A 15,908-nucleotide genomic window follows, 5' to 3' on the forward strand; every position below is an offset into this window, starting at 1 on the left:
CCTTTTGTATAATGGAAAATCTCATCCGTCTATTTGTAAAAACTCGTCTTTTCTTCCAAACTTCTACGATATTCTTCTTCATAGTCGTAGAGAGGAGTTGGGTAGTCGCCGTCAAAGTAAGCGACACAGAGACCACCGTTTGGCGCATCTGTTTCAATCCCGATAGAGTTAATCAAGCCATCAATAGAAAGATAGGTCAGGCTATCCGCACCAATGATTTGGCAGGTTTCTTCAACGGTATGATTGGCAGCAATCAGCTCCTGCCGCGTCTGGATATCAATCCCGTAAAAACATGGATAAGCTAGCGCTGGACTGCCAATAGCAACGTGAACCTCAGACGCCCCTGCTTCTTTCAAGAGCTGAACGATACGGCGAGAGGTTGTCCCCCTAACAATGGAATCATCAATCATCACCACACGTTTGCCTTTGACAACGCCTGAAACAGCTGACAGTTTCATCCGCACCCCTTGCTCCCGCAATTCTTGAGTTGGCTGGATAAAGGTGCGTTGTGTATATTGGTTTTTAATTAATCCCATTTCGTTTGGCAGACCAGATTCTTCCGCAAAGCCCATGGCTGCGCTTAGTGAAGAATTCGGAACACCGACTACGATATCCGCCTCATGTTTGAATTCACGCGCCAATTGAGCCCCCATTCTCTTGCGGGCTGTATGGACGTTGACACCATGGATATTGGAGTCAGGACGCGCAAAATAGATATACTCCATAGAGCAAATCGCCAACTGGGTATCATTCGTATAACTATCGTACTGGATGCCACTGTCATCAATGATGACAATCTCCCCTGGCTTCACATCACGAATCCACTCAGCACCAATCACTTCAAAAGCACAAGTTTCAGAAGAAACCACAACTGCTCCATTGCTCATTTTCCCAATAGAAAGCGGACGGAAGCCATTTGGGTCAAGCGCCGCAATCAACTTGTCTTCAAAAAGTAGAATATAAGCAAACCCACCTTTGACAAGACTGAGTGCTTCTTTAATTTTACCCATTAGACTAGGATTATGACTACGACGAATCAAGTGAGCCAAGATTTCAGAATCAGAGGTTGAGCTGAAAATAGCGCCTCTTTGTTCCAATTCTTTCTTTAGAGATTCTGCATTAGTTAGGTTCCCATTATGAGCAAGTCCAAACTGCATATCATGAAAGCGAAAAATGAAAGGCTGGATATTATCCGCAGAAGCTTCTCCTGCAGTCGCATAACGAACGTGCCCAATCGCACTCGTTCCAGTCAGTTTATCCAAATTAGCTGGATTTCTGAACACTTCTGATAGAAGTCCCATATCACGATGGCGCTTTAGTTGTCCCTGGTCATTGGAGAGGATTCCTGCCCCCTCCTGACCGCGGTGCTGAAGACTATGGAGCCCAAAATAGGTCAATTTAGCCGCATCCGGATGTCCCCAAATACCGAAAACACCACATTCTTCATTAAGTGACTTTACTTCGTATGTCATTTTTTTACCTAAATTCTTTTATCCTGAAAAGGGAGAAAACCTGATCTGACAGACCAAGTAGACTCCTTTTTGATTACTTTCTATTACAAGCCAGTGTTATCTTGACCCGCTTGGAAATAACGAACGGCACTTTCAAACAATTTCTGGTCTTTCTGGCCTGGAATATTTTGGAAAAGACCATCTTCATAACGTTCTGAGTGTCCCATCTTACCGATGATTTGACCATTCTTGCTAGTAATTCCTTCGATGGCATTAACAGAACCATTCGGATTGTACTTAGAGTCCATACTTGGTTTGCCGTCAAAGTCAACGTATTGGCTAAAGATTTGACCATTGTCACGGAGCTCCGCGAATTCCTCGGCCGTCACGACAAACTTCCCTTCACCGTGCGACACTGGGATGGCATGGATATCTCCTACTTGCACGCCAGCCAACCATGGTGAGTTGGTATTGGCAATTCGAGTTTCCACCATCTTGGCCACGTGCTGATTGGCATCATTGTAAAAGAGAGTTGGGCTACTAGCACCTGCATCTTCAAAGTTTCCGTAAGGAAGAAGTCCAGATTTGACTAAAGCCTGGAATCCATTACAGATACCAATGATGAGGCCACCACGACTGATGAAAGCATCAATGGCTTTCTTAACCTTCTCGTTGAGCAGGATGTTGACGATAAACTTAGCTGACCCATCTGGCTCATCTGCAGCAGAGAAGCCACCTGCAAAGAAGATAATATTTGCCTTGTCAATATTGTCAACCATTGCGTCAACAGACTTGACAATAGCTACTTCATCCAAAGTAACAAAGGGAACTAGATTAACCTTTGCACCAGCTGCTTCAAAGGCCTTAGCTGAGTCGTATTCTGAGTTTGTTCCAGGAAAGACTGGTATGTAAACCAGTGGCTCAGCTACTGTATCCTTGGCTTTTATCACTGTATCAGAGACTAGTGCAGGGACATCCTCTAAAACTTTAGATTGTTCAAATTCAGTTGGGTAAACTGCTTCTAACTTTCCTTCAAAAGCATTGAGCACATTTAAACCATTTATGTCAATATCGTTTACGGTCAATGTAAACAATTGAGTTGTTTGTCCAATCTTAGCTACATTTGGAATATCCTCTTTAGATGTAAAGACAAAGCCACCTAGCTGACCAGTTAAACAAGTTGACAGATCTGTTAAGTTTACTTTTGCTCCTATACGATTCCCCAGACTCATAAGAGCTAAGCTTTCAAGTACTCCACCATATTTAACTGCTGATGCCGCACTGATTTTATGTTCTTTTTGAAGACTTGTAAACTGTGTAAAGTTTGCCTTTACAGTCTCGAAATCAATTTCTTGAGATAGGGCTGGTCCTGGGATATAGTAAATCCATTCTCCCACTGCTTTAAATTCTGGAGACAGGACTTTTCGACTATCTGCAGTTGTTACACCAAATGCAACAAGAGTTGGAGGCACTGTCAACTCTTCAAAAGTACCTGACATAGAGTCCTTACCACCAATAGATGGAAGGCCTAGCTGAATCTGCGCTTCAATAGATCCTAAAAGGGCAGATACGGGCTGACCAAAACGTTCAGCTTTCTTATCCATCCGCTCAAAGTACTCTTGGTATGAGAAACGAGCCTTAGACCATTCTCCACCAGCGGCAACTAATCGGGCAGTTGCTTCGATCACAGCATATGCTGCTCCATGATAAGGTGACCATTCAGCCAAATACGGATGGAAACCTTGAGCTATTACAGATGCAGTATTCGTAAAACCAGACTGAACAGGTAGTTTTTGAACAGAAGCTTCTGTTGGAGTTATTTGATAACGACCTCCCAGAGGATGATTGACAGTTGAACGTCCTACAGAACTGTCAAAAATCGTCTGTAAACCTTTTTGACTAGTATGGTTGAGATCAGATAGAAGAGATAATAGGTCTGTTTCAAGACTTTCAGCTGATGTTGTCCTTTCTTCAGGTAGCTTGACATCCTTGTCAACCACCTTGGCATCGACTACAACACGAACGCCATTTGTATCAAGGAAAGAACGCTCCAAGTCGACAATTGTTTCACCATTCCAGTGCATAACCAGATTTGGTTTTTCAGTCACTTTCGCAACAACAACAGCGTCAATATTTTCTTTGTTACATTCCGAAACAAAGGCATCCACATCCTCAGGACGAACAACAACAGCCATCCGTTCTTGTGATTCAGAGATAGCGATTTCTGTTCCATTGAGCCCTTGGTATTTAAGAGGTACCTTATCAAGATTGATTTCAAGACCATCTGCTAATTCACCAATAGCTACACAGACACCACCAGCTCCAAAGTCATTTGATTTCTTAATCAGTCGAGTCACATTTCCATTACGGAAAAGGCGTTGAATCTTGCGTTCTTCAATGGCATTCCCTTTTTGAACTTCAGCACCAGCAGTCTCTACAGATTCTACAGTTTGCACCTTTGAAGAGCCTGTTGCGCCACCAACTCCGTCGCGCCCTGTCTTTCCACCTAATAAGATGACCACATCACCCGCTACTGGTTTTTCACGAACAACATTTTCTTTAGGAGCCGCTCCGACAACCGCTCCAAGCTCCATCCGCTTAGCTACAAAACCTGGGTGGAAGTACTCACGGACATAAGTTGTTGCCAAACCAATTTGATTACCGTAAGAAGAATAGCCATGCGCTGCTGTTTTAGAAATGATCTGCTGAGGAAGCTTTCCAGCTCGCGTTTCAGCAATCAGCTGGGTAATATCGCCCGCACCAGAAATCCGCATTGCTTGATAAACATAAGAACGACCAGAGAGTGGATCACGAATAGCTCCACCAATACAAGTCGCAGCGCCACCAAAAGGCTCAATTTCTGTTGGGTGGTTGTGGGTTTCATTTTTAAACATCAGCAGCCATGGTTCTTTCACACCATTGACATCCACTTCAATTTCGACTGAGCAGGCATTGATTTCATCAGAAACTTCCATATCATCTAGACGGCCATTGGCTCTTTCGTAGCGGCCAAAAATAGTCGCCATATCCATGAGAGTCTGCGGTTTTTCCCCACGTCCCAACTCATTGCGCATAGCCAAGTATTTATCATAAGTAGCCTGCAATTGTTTTTCAAACTTAGAAGCTGAAAAATCAATCGTTTTTAACTCAGTCTCAAAGGTTGTATGGCGACAATGATCAGACCAATAAGTATCTAGGACCTTTAGCTCTGTCTCTGTTGGCACGCGCCCAATGGATTTGAAATAATCTTGAATGAATAAGAGATCGTCAACTTCCATAGCCAAACCTTGTTCAGACTTGTAGAGCAAAAAATCTTCTGCCGTATAGTTTTCAAAGAAATCTAGATTTGGAATTTCCTTGTCAGAGCTTGAAAATTCCTGAGGACGGAGGCCTGAGAGAATATCTTTAAAGCGGGAATCCACTGGATTTAAAAGGTAACGCTTAATCGCCTCCAGTTCATTGGCATCAATATTTTTGTTGACCAAATAAAGTTGAGCTGTATTCACAATTACATTGCTATCACTGCCCAAGAGCAATAAAGCCTCCTGAGCGCTAGCTGAGCGTTGGTCAAACTGACCCGGCAGAGCTTCGATAGCAAAAAACGCTGTTTCTGCAAGTGCAACCTCTACTTCCTCTTCTGTCAGCAATCTATCTGTTACTTGCTCAGAAAAAATATGTTTTTCAGCCCGAGTATACAAGTCTTCTGCCAGATGAAAAACATCGTAAACCTGAATTATACGAAGATCTGATAATGTTTTTAACTGGAGATTATATATCAGCTCTTTCATTAAACTCTGTGACTTGATACCAAAGTTATTTTTCTTCTCTACAAAAATACGCTTGTCCATGACTTTTCACACCCGTCCTTACTTAATCGCCTGCAACTTCTCCCAAACAACTTGGTAAACATCCGTCAATTCACCAAGACCACGTCGGAAAACATCTTTATCCATGTGGTGTCCTTCTGCGTCCCAGAGACGGCAGTTATCAGGTGAAAATTCATCTGCTAGAATAATCTTGCCATCTTTGTCAAAGCCGAACTCTAACTTGAAATCAATCAATTTCAATCCAATTTGGCGGAACCAGTCTGATAAAAGCTCATTTATCCGACGAGTCTCCTCTTTCAAAAAGGCAATTTCTTCGTCGTTAGCAATCTTCAAGAATTTTACATGCTCATCATTGATGAAAGGATCGTCCAAATCATCATTTTTGTAGTAAAATTCCACAATCGGGGTCTCAAGTGCAATCCCTTCTTCTACTCCAAAACGCTTAGAGAAAGATCCTGCTGTATAGTTCCGAAGCACTACTTCTAATGGAATAATCTTTACTTTTTTGTTGAGTTGATCTGTATCTGAAATCTTTTCAATAAAATGCGTGGCTACACCCGCAGCATTCAATTTTTCAAAAATAAATGATGAAATCTGATTATTGAGTACTCCCTTACCAACAATCTGTTCTTTCTTAACCCCATTAAAAGCGGTAGCTTGATCCTTATAATGTGCTACAATCACATCCTCATCATCTGTAGCAAGAATATCTTTGGCTTTTCCCGAATATATCAATTTATTTGACATTTTAATGTTCGCCTTTCGTAATTTTTATGCCTTCATTTTATCATATGAACTAGATATTTACAAGCTGTATCCGTATTTTTCAACCTGACTTCTTTTGATTTTTTTATTTAAACTACCTTCCTTATCAAAATATAGAAAAAAGTAGGTCAAGGCCTACTTTGTTTTTTTCTCAATATATGCTACTACATCTGCAACACTGCATAGACGATCAATATCTTCATCTAAAATATCAATTCCAAATTCGTCTTCTAAAGTCAGAATAAACTCCATCATATCAACAGAATCCGCCCCAAGATTATCCTTAAAGCTTAATTCCGGAGTTACCTCAAAACTTTTACCTTGGCGTTCTTGAATGATAGATACGATCTTTTGGTAGATTGTTTCCTGCGTCATTGTGTTTCCTCCTTTGAGAATTCTGTAACTGATTTACCAACCACATCAGTATGTAGCATTGTTCGAATTTGACGAATCGTACTGCAAACTGTTTTTGCATCACTTGAGCCGTGAGTCTTAACAACTGGCGCTTTTAGACCAAATAATACGGCTCCTCCAGCATCAGAATAATCTAGTCTAGATTTTAGTTCCTTCAGGCTATCTTTTAAAAGCAAGGCACCCAACTTGGCCTTGAGACCACCACCTAAAATACTCTTCTTAAGCTGCCCCATAATGCTGAGCGCTGTTCCCTCAATAGACTTTAAGACTGCGTTTCCGGTGAATCCATCTGTCACTACAACATCAGCTACACCATTCATCAACTCACGCGCTTCCACATTTCCAATAAAATTAAGAGAGGAATCAGCAGCAAGTAGTTCATAGGTCTCCTTACGTAAAGGATCACCCTTGCTACTTTCTGTCCCGTTGTTCAAAAGACCTACACGTGGTTTCTTAATTCCTCTCACACTCTCAGCATAAAAAGATCCTAACTTGGCGTACTGATACAAATGATGAGCGGTATTTTCTGCATTTGCTCCTAAATCCAGCATATCAAATCCCTGACCATCAACGGTTGGTAGAGTTGACAACAGACCTGGTCGATCAATGTTTTTAATACGGCCTACAATAAAGAAGCCTGCCGCTAAAAGTGCACCTGTATTCCCAGCAGAAAGAACAGCATCTGCTTCTCCTGCTTTAACAGCCTTAGCAGCTAAGACCATACTAGAGTTCTTCTTTTGACGAATGGCCTTGGTTGGCTCATCATCAGAATTAATCTTTTCATCTGTGTGGACAATGCTAACTCGCTCACTTGCAGTCAGATACTGCTTGATCTTGGCCTCATCTCCATATAAAATCAGCTCGATATCTGAAAACTCTTGAAGAGCTTGATTAGCTCCTTCTACCAAGGCCTGAGGGGCAAAATCGCCTCCCATAGCATCAATGGCAATTTTTTTCATATTGACTCCTTATTTTCTTTATCTTTTAAAATACTTCCCCAGTCTCCTAGAGAATCAATGAATTTCTTTGATTTCAAATGAATTCCAACATAATCGTCGTAAATTTGATCTATAAATTCGCGTAGTTGTTGTTTAATTTCTGCTTTTAGTGAAATAGTTTCCAGAGTGCTATATTCTACTGCCTGAAATTGATCAAGTAAGAATGGGATATTGGGATGGAGATGACAGCGACGATCGTCCTCATGATAGTGATCAGGACAAAGGACACCACTGAATTTAAAGGAAAAATCAAAAGGTAGTCCAGTTCGATGACAAAAGACACATTCGTGGAAATTCAGAGAAACACCAAAACGGGACAAAATCTGAACTTCAAAAATATTTGTCAAAATCTCATGGTCTAAACCTTCTTCCATTAGCTCCAAGGTTTTTGTCAGAAAGGCAAAAAGAGCAGCATCTGGTTGACTGTCCGGAATACTAGCGTCTGCCAAGGCAGCGACATAGGTCGCATAGGCCATGATGAACAAATCACTATTAATCCGAGTGAAAGGCTGGACATCTTGGTAATCTTGAATATAACTCAGACCATCATCATTCACCTTCATAAGCAGATTTGCCAAGGTAAGGGGCTGAATAACAGGACTCAGCTTAGAGTTGGTGGCATGTTTCACGAAAAACATACGCTTGCCAGCCTGTTCTGTAAATATTTTTACTAATTTGTCATCTTCACGAAAGTTTCGATTATAGAGTACTAGCGCCTTACTCGTGATGGACTGCATCATATTCTTCCATGTACTCCTTGAGTCGCTTCATAGCCTCTTGAATGACCTCCATACTAGCTGCATAAGAAAGGCGAATATAGCCTTCCCCATACTGGCCAAAAGCTGCACCTGGAATAAAAGCAACTGCTTTTTTCTCAGCAAAATCTTTCAGAAAAGCAAACGAATCCTGCGTAAACCCATCCGGAATCTTAGCAAAGATATAAAAAGCACCGTCCGGTTTTATAATTTTAAAGCCCAAGTCCCTCATCTTTTCTAAGATATAATCTCGCCTTATGATGTATTCCTTCTTCATAGGAAGAGCGTCGTCTTTTCCAGCTGATAAGGCTTCTACCCCTGCAAATTGGGCCATAGTATTTGCTGCTGTTACCAAATATTGGTGGCTCTTGATGATCTGAGCGGTAAACTCAGCAGGCGCAAAGATAAAGCCTAATCGCCAACCAGTCATAGCATGAGATTTGGAAAGACCATTGATAACAATAGCTTGCTTAGGTAGGTACTGACCGATGGAAACATGAGCCTCTTCTCTGTAAGTCAGCTCTGAATAAACTTCATCGCAGACAACAAAGACTGGATATTTACTCAACACTGCTGCCAAGTCCTGGATTTGCTCCCTAGAATAAGTCACACCAGTTGGATTGGCTGGATAGTTCAGGATGACAGCCTTGACTTTTTCACCTTGCTCTAAAATAGCCTTTTCTAGCATTTCAGGAGTCAAGACAAAATCATTTGCTGTTGTATCAATCTCGACAATTTTAGCTCCTACAAGATTAACAATCGGCTCATATCCTGGATAAGCAGGTGCAGGAAGTAAAACAACATCATCTTCTTCTAAGATAGCTGTCAAGGTTGCAGACAGAGCTTCTGTTGCACCAATAGTCACCAACACTTCACTTTCTGGTTTATATTCTAAATTATATTTTTCTTTGACAAACTCGCTCGCTGCCTGTCTTAGCTCAAGCAAACCACTCATACCGGTATAATGACTCTGATCGGCATCAATGGCAACCTTAGCCGCTTCTTTTACATGGTTCGGAGTTGTAAAATCTGGCTCGCCCAAGGTCAGGCGTAAAACCCCGGGAATACTTGATATGGACTGATCAAACTGACGAATCATCGATACTTCAATTTTATCTAAATTCTTATTAAAACGTTTCGTTAAATCCATACATTGCCTCCATATCTTTATCTTTTCAAATATTATACTACAAATAAAAGACCGTCGCAAAAACTGACTGTAATCACACAAAAGGAAAAAGATTGCAGCTCAAGCCCAATCTTGTATCCTTTCTTTATTGTTCTTCGCTTTCATCATCGAAATAGCGAATCAAGTTCTTTTCTGTCAAAATATCTGAGTAAGTATAAGATTCTACATAAGTACTTGCAGAGTCTCCAGCTGGAACATTGTCATTTGTATACTCTACTATAAATAAAGAAGGATAAACCTCAATCAAACGTCCTTTTTTATCCTTTTGACGCTTCCGTCCATTTTCCAGAGTCATCTCGACAATCTGCCCCTCATGTGCCTTGATGTCTTCTTTAATTTTTTTCATTTTTGCTACATCTGTAAATGCATCACTCATTTTATACTTCCTCCCTTTTAGAAATACTTGAGAACTTGTTGTATTCTTTTTGGAAAATCAATTCTACCGTACCACGGGCGCCACTCCGGTTTTTCTCAATAATAACTTCCACCTTGTTATTTGGAATACCTTCTTCTTCCTCGCCAGCACGATCATAATAATCATCCCGATAGAGAAAGGCTACGATATCCGCATCCTGCTCGATAGATCCAGATTCCCGGATATCAGACAGCACTGGCCGTTTATCTTGTCGTTGCTCTACTCCACGAGAGAGCTGACTCAAGGCGATTACTGGTACTTTTAACTCTTTTGCTAAAATCTTCAGCTGACGAGAAATTTCTGATACCTCTTGCTGACGATTTTCGCGTCCGGTTCCTGTGATCAACTGCAGGTAGTCAATCAAAATTAAGCCTAAATTGCCTGTTTCTTGAGCCAACTTTCTTGCCCGCGAGCGAATTTCTGTAATCCGAATCCCTGGTGTATCATCAATATAAATGCTGGCTTGTGCCAGATTTGCTTGAGCGATGGTTACTTTCTGCCATTCTTCATCGCTTAGTTGTCCTGTACGGATAGAATGCGAATTAATAACTCCTTCAGAAGCTAACATCCGGTCCACCAAGCTCTCTGCCCCCATTTCCAGAGAGAAAATAGCGACAGTCTTATCTAGTTTGGTCCCAATATTCTGAGCAATGTTAAGGGCAAAAGCAGTTTTTCCGACCGCAGGACGTGCTGCCAAGATAATCAATTCTTCCTCATGTAAACCTGTAGTCATCTTATCCAACTCAGGATAGCCGGTCGCAATCCCCGTAATATGAGAAGTTTGCTGGGAACGAACTTCCAAATTTTCAAAGTTGATATTCAAGATATCTTTGATATTTTTAAAACCACTACGGTTGGCATTCTCACTGACATCAATGAGCGCCTTCTCCGCCCCAGCAATAATTTCATCTGCTGGGCTTGCTCCATCGTAAGCTTGATTGATAGAGTCTGTCAACCGAGCAATTAAGCGACGCAAAATAGCTTTTTCAGCTACGATTTTAGCATAATATTCCGCATTGGCAGAGGTTGGCACTGAGTTAACCACTTCAACCAAATAGCTGAGTCCACCAATGTTCTGTAAATCATCCTGGCTATCCAGAATATTGCGAACAGTCGTCGCATCAATCGCATCACCACGATCAGCCAGATCAATCATGGCTTTGAAAATCAAACGATTGGCATACTTAAAGAAGTCAGCTGGCTCGATATATTCACGAACGAAAACGAGCTTGCTCTCATCAAGAAAAATAGCTCCCAGAACAGACTGCTCAGCTAAAATATCTTGAGGCTGTGCTCGTAATTCATCAATCTCTGCCATAAAGAACTCCTCTCTCCCCTACTTACTTATCCTTCCTTGACACGCAGATTGATGACACCTGTGATATCTTGGTAAATCTTCACTGGAACATCAATCAGACCTACTGAACGAATCGGTGAATCCACTTTGATATTGCGTTTGTCCAACTTAATACCAAATTGTTTTTCTAACTCTTCTGCAATTTTTTTACTGGTAATAGAGCCAAACGTCCGACCATCCGGACCAACTTTTTCAGTAAATTCAACCAAAGTTGCTTCTTCTGCTAATTTGGCCTGAATCGCTTGAGCTTCTGCCACTAATTCAGCATGAGCTTTTTCTTCAGATTTCTGTTTACCCCGCAACTCACCAATAGCCTGAGCAGTTGCTTCTTTCGCTAAATTTTTCTTAATCAAAAAGTTTTGAGCATATCCTGTAGGAACTTCCTTTACTTCCCCTTTTTTGCCCTTACCTTTTACATCTGCTAAAAAGATTACTTTCATTCTACTATCTCCTCTTCTTTTTTGATCACTTCATCAATGATTTCTTGGTTTAATTTTCGGGTAACCTCTGCAACCGTAAGGTCTTTAATCTGAGCAGCTGCTAGATTAAAGTGGCCGCCACCACCCATATTTTCCATAATACGTTGGACATTAATCTTACTACGACTTCTAGCTGAAATCGAAACATAACCTTGCGTATTTTTACTTACCACAAAGGTTGCTTCGATCCCCGACATAGCAAGCATAGTGTCCGCTGCCTTACTGATTGCGACCGTCTGATAACTTTTATCTTCTGGCCCACTAGCTACAATGACGTTTGGTAATATCTTATTACCTCGTAGGATTAGCTCGTTGACCGCCCGATATTCATCAAAATCTGTTGCAGAAATATCTTGAATGGTTACACTATCACTGCCCCGTGTCCGTAAATAACTAGCCACATCAAATGTCCGACTAGTAACGCGAGAGGTGAAATTCTTAGTATCCAACATCATTCCAGCCATCAAAACACTGGCCTGCATCTTACTTAATCGATTTTTCTTAGAATTTTGGAACTGAAGCAACTCCGTCACAAGCTCACTAGCACTGCTGGCTCCACTTTCAATATAAGTAATAACAGCATTTTCTGGGAAGTCATCATCCCGTCGATGATGATCAATTACAATAGTCTGATAAAACTGTTTATAAAAATCCTTAGATAGGGTCAAACTAAGCTTAGAATGGTCAACCATAATGAGTAAAGAGTTTCCTGTGACCATAGTCATGGCTTCCGCAACAGTTACCATATTGGTCTGACCTTCTTCTTGGAGTTTATTGACAGCTCTCTCAATATCTGCAGCCATTTGATACTGATCATAGACAACATATGTCTTATCAATTAAATTGCTTGCAAAAAGTTGCATTCCAACTGCCGAACCCAAAGCATCCATATCCAAATTCTTATGACCCACAACAAAAATTTGATCAACACTACGGATTTTATCCGAAATAGCGGTCATCATGGCCCGAGTACGTGTACGTGTGCGCTTCACTGCAGCAGCAGAGCCACCTCCAAAGAAGATTGGATTCTTGCCATCAGCATTTTCTTTTACGACAGCCTGATCTCCTCCACGAACCTCAGCTAGGTTTAGATTTAACAAAGCCGTTTTACCGATTTGATCGTGGTCTCCATCTCCATAAGCGAAGCCCATACTGAGAGTCAGAGGTATTTCACGATTCTTAGCTTCAATCCTAAATTGATCAATAACTGAAAATTTATCCTGCATTAACTGATCAAGTACCGTAAAATCTGTAAAAAGATAAAAACGATCCATACCTACACGACGATAAAACATACGATGGCGATCAGAGAATTCAGCAATGTAATTGGCAACAAAACTATTAATCTGACTGATATCCGAATCTGATACAACATCTTCTAAATCATCATAGTTATCAACAGATATAATACCAATAACAGGGCGTGTAGTTGCTAATTCTGCAGTTGCATCATACTCATTAGAAGCATCAAAAAAGTAGAAAACATTAGAGGAACGATCCAGATAAATCGAATATTTCTTGTCACCGATTGTCATGTAGCGACCAGAACCTTCTAAACCTGTCTCCATCATCTGCTGTAGCATTTGTGTATCAAAATCCCCATCTTCTGTTGTACAAAGCAACTCAGCATAGGGATTAAACCACTCAACTTCACCAGTTTCTTCTTTAATTTTAATGACTCCAACAGGCATTTTATCTAGTAAAGATGCCAAACTATTTTCTGCATGGTGATTAACATACTGAATTTGTTCAAATTCTGCTGTTTCAAAAAACTTTTGTTGATAAATTAGAAGGGAAACCAAAAAGGCCACTACCAAGAAGGCAGCAAGCAAAACAAGCGTTCCTTCACCAAACGCTCGCAGTAAAACTGCTAAGATTCCAAAAGAAATAACGCCCAGCATTACAAAGTGAATTGGGGCAAAATGAAATTTTTTCATCACAAACCTCTTATCCGCCATTTTACCATAAATTCAAGAAAAAAGCGAGTTTCTACTGGTTCTAAGCTTATTTGTGATGTTTAAACTTTTTGTAAAATTAGTAATTATTTCTCGATGGATTGCATCATCCTCTAGTTAATTGTTTGTTGTCATAGTTGTAAAACAATTTTACAGCAAAGTAAACATATTGGTTACTCCACTCAAGGAAGCTAGTTATTTAGTCATGTTTAATAATTAAAAATTCTTTTTTTCACAAGCTTTTAAACTCAATCCATATCAGGCGAATATTATTTACACTATATTTACAATATTGTAAATATAGTGTAAAAACCACGTTTTTTATTAAACGTGGTTTTGTTTTTCTTTATTTTTTGAAATACTACGTGCTTTTCCTTCCAAATAAACCATCAAAATAGAAATATCTGCTGGATTGACACCAGAAATACGACTCGCCTGACCAATTGTTTCTGGATTGATTTTCTTAAACTTCTGTCTTGCTTCTGTCGCAATCGAATCAATATCATCCCAGTCAATATTAGCCGGAATGCGCTTCTCTTCCATGCGCTTCATCTTTTCAACCTGATCAAGAGCTTTGGAAATATAGCCTTCATACTTAATCTCTGTTTCAATTAGCTCGATAATCTTTTCATCAAGCTCCTCTGCCGCCGGACCAATGAACTGAACCACATCCTGGTAAGACACTTCCGGACGTCGCATAAATTCTTTGGCAGTTACTGCATCTGTCAGAGGCTTAAAGCCAAGCTCTTCTACCTTAGCATTGGTTTCCTTGACAGGTTTTAGCTTGATGGATTCCAAACGCTTCATTTCATTGTCAAATTGATTCTTTTTAATCTCGAAACGAGCCCAGCGCTCATCATCTACCAGACCAATTTTTCGCCCCATCTCTGTCAAACGCATATCGGCATTGTCATGGCGGAGAATCAAACGGTACTCAGCTCGGCTAGTCAAAAGTCGATAAGGTTCTACGGTTCCCTTGGTGACCAAATCATCAATCATGACTCCAATGTATCCATCACTGCGCTTCAAGATTAACTCCGGCTTACCTTGGATTTTCAAGGCCGCATTAATCCCAGCGATAATCCCTTGACCTGCAGCTTCTTCATAGCCAGAAGTCCCATTTGTCTGACCTGCTGTAAAGAGACCTGAAATTTTCTTGGTTTCCAAGGTTGCCCGCAACTGGTGAGGCATAATCATATCGTACTCAATGGCATAGCCTGTCCGCATCATTTCGGCATTTTCTAGACCCTTGATAGAGTGAACCAAGTCCTTCTGCACATCTTCTGGCAAACTAGTTGACAGCCCTTGCACATAAACCTCTTCTGTATCACGACCCTCAGGTTCTAAGAAAAGCTGGTGGCGTTCCTTGTCCGCAAAACGGACAATCTTATCCTCAATTGACGGGCAATAGCGAGGACCCACACCCTTAACGATACCTGAAAACATAGGAGCACGATGCAGGTTATTTTGAATAATTTCATGACTTTCTGGATTGGTATAAGTCAACCAGCAAGGCACTTGATCTTTCACATAGTCTTCATCACGAGATGTGTAAGAGAAATGATTGGCTTTTTCATCACCTGGCTGAATCTCAGTCACGTCATAATTGATAGATGACGCCTTAACACGTGGAGGAGTTCCAGTTTTAAAACGACCAATTTCAAATCCTAGGTCACGCAGATTATCTGCCAAAGGAATTGCTGCTAAGCTATGGTTTGGACCAGATGAATACTTGAGATCACCAATAATAATTTCTCCCCGCAAAGCTGTTCCAGTCGTAACAATGACGGCTTTAGCTGCATACTCCTGATGAGTTGCCGTTTTAACCCCAATGACCTTACCATCTTCTACCAAGATTTCATTAATCATGGTTTGCCGCAAGGTCAGATTTTCTTGATTTTCAACAGTCTTCCGCATTTCTTTGGAATAAAGCTCTTTATCCGCCTGGGCCCTAAGAGCCCGAACTGCAGGGCCTTTGCCGGTATTAAGCATTTTCATCTGGATATAGCTCTTGTCAATATTCTTGGCCATTTCTCCGCCCAATGCATCTACTTCACGGACAACAATCCCTTTAGCAGACCCTCCGATAGAGGGATTACAAGGCATAAAGGCCAGCATCTCAATATTGATGGTTGCTAAAAGAACCTTGCAACCCATTCGACTAGCAGCCAGCGATGCCTCAACCCCAGCATGCCCTGCTCCAATCACGATAATATCATAACTTTCAGTAAAATTGTGTGACATTTCTTTTTCCTTCGTTTTTTCACCAAAAAAGGCCAAGTCTCCAGAAGTGCAGGACAAAA

General features: G+C 40.9%; 12 protein-coding genes. All 12 read right to left on the minus strand.

Annotated elements, in window-relative coordinates:
• Positions 1-29: 29 nt before the first annotated feature.
• The 12 genes from purF to mnmG all read right to left on the minus strand — a co-directional run bounded on the left by purF (position 30) and on the right by mnmG (position 15,849).
• Positions 30-1,472 carry an amidophosphoribosyltransferase gene (gene purF, locus PCY06_RS07375; RefSeq protein WP_048777304.1) on the minus strand — a complete coding sequence of 481 codons (1,443 nt, stop codon included), beginning with the start codon at positions 1,470-1,472 and terminating at the stop codon, positions 30-32.
• An 83-nt stretch (positions 1,473-1,555) separates the two neighbouring features.
• Complete coding sequence (locus PCY06_RS07380; RefSeq protein ID WP_061596353.1) at positions 1,556-5,299, minus strand: phosphoribosylformylglycinamidine synthase; 3,744 nt, start codon at positions 5,297-5,299, stop codon at positions 1,556-1,558.
• Between the two features lie 18 nt (positions 5,300-5,317).
• Positions 5,318-6,025, minus strand: coding sequence for a phosphoribosylaminoimidazolesuccinocarboxamide synthase (purC, locus tag PCY06_RS07385; RefSeq protein WP_061596354.1), 708 nt, complete (start codon positions 6,023-6,025; stop codon positions 5,318-5,320).
• A 153-nt stretch (positions 6,026-6,178) separates the two neighbouring features.
• Positions 6,179-6,418 carry an acyl carrier protein gene (locus PCY06_RS07390; protein WP_008808067.1) on the minus strand — a complete coding sequence of 80 codons (240 nt, stop codon included), beginning with the start codon at positions 6,416-6,418 and terminating at the stop codon, positions 6,179-6,181.
• Positions 6,415-7,416 (minus strand): phosphate acyltransferase PlsX, encoded by a 1,002-nt coding sequence (plsX, locus tag PCY06_RS07395; RefSeq protein WP_045772604.1) that lies wholly within the window; start codon positions 7,414-7,416, stop codon positions 6,415-6,417. Before plsX ends, PCY06_RS07390 begins: the two co-directional genes overlap by 4 nt.
• Positions 7,413-8,195, minus strand: coding sequence for a DNA repair protein RecO (gene recO / locus PCY06_RS07400; protein WP_045772603.1), 783 nt, complete (start codon positions 8,193-8,195; stop codon positions 7,413-7,415). The genes plsX and recO overlap by 4 nt, the downstream gene beginning before the upstream one ends.
• Complete coding sequence (locus tag PCY06_RS07405; RefSeq protein ID WP_061596356.1) at positions 8,173-9,360, minus strand: pyridoxal phosphate-dependent aminotransferase; 1,188 nt, start codon at positions 9,358-9,360, stop codon at positions 8,173-8,175. The genes recO and PCY06_RS07405 overlap by 23 nt, the downstream gene beginning before the upstream one ends.
• A 124-nt stretch (positions 9,361-9,484) precedes the next feature.
• Entirely contained in the window at positions 9,485-9,775 is a 291-nt protein-coding gene (locus PCY06_RS07410) for a Veg family protein (RefSeq protein WP_011999582.1), read from the minus strand.
• Between the two features lies 1 nt (position 9,776).
• Positions 9,777-11,132: a replicative DNA helicase gene (gene dnaB, locus PCY06_RS07415; RefSeq protein ID WP_008808062.1), complete on the minus strand. Its 1,356-nt coding sequence runs from the start codon at positions 11,130-11,132 to the stop codon at positions 9,777-9,779.
• A 26-nt stretch (positions 11,133-11,158) separates the two neighbouring features.
• Positions 11,159-11,611 (minus strand): 50S ribosomal protein L9, encoded by a 453-nt coding sequence (rplI, locus tag PCY06_RS07420; RefSeq protein WP_011999581.1) that lies wholly within the window; start codon positions 11,609-11,611, stop codon positions 11,159-11,161.
• Entirely contained in the window at positions 11,608-13,587 is a 1,980-nt protein-coding gene (locus PCY06_RS07425) for a DHH family phosphoesterase (RefSeq protein ID WP_045634538.1), read from the minus strand. Before PCY06_RS07425 ends, rplI begins: the two co-directional genes overlap by 4 nt.
• Before the next feature lie 342 nt (positions 13,588-13,929).
• On the minus strand, positions 13,930-15,849 hold the full coding sequence (gene mnmG, locus PCY06_RS07430; protein ID WP_060971226.1) for a tRNA uridine-5-carboxymethylaminomethyl(34) synthesis enzyme MnmG: 1,920 nt from the start codon (positions 15,847-15,849) through the stop codon (positions 13,930-13,932).
• Between the last annotated feature and the right edge of the window lie 59 nt (positions 15,850-15,908).

Origin of the sequence: Streptococcus sp. SG1, assembly GCF_030439935.1 — a bacterium.
In the GTDB taxonomy this organism is placed as follows: domain Bacteria; phylum Bacillota; class Bacilli; order Lactobacillales; family Streptococcaceae; genus Streptococcus; species Streptococcus gordonii.